Annotated in this window: 1 rRNA gene; it reads right to left on the reverse strand. The window is 37.4% G+C overall.

Features of this window, described 5'->3' with window-relative positions:
* Window positions 1-138: 138 nt before the first annotated feature.
* Window positions 139-206, reverse strand: a 16S ribosomal RNA gene (locus tag CD138_RS13985); the annotation flags it as partial.

Consider the following 206-nt stretch of genomic DNA (forward strand, 5'->3'; position numbering starts at 1 on the left):
AAATCTATACTTACTTATCTAGTTTTCAATGTACAAATCATTCTGAATCCTCAAATGAATGAGCATTCAAAACTGAATACAATATGTCACGTTAATTCGCTTATCACCTGATGGTGATATTCCGTATATTATCCTTAGAAAGGAGGTGATCCAGCCGCACCTTCCGATACGGCTACCTTGTTACGACTTCACCCCAATCATTTGTC

Origin of the sequence: Staphylococcus intermedius NCTC 11048, from assembly GCF_002902385.1 — a bacterium.
Lineage (GTDB): Bacteria > Bacillota > Bacilli > Staphylococcales > Staphylococcaceae > Staphylococcus > Staphylococcus intermedius.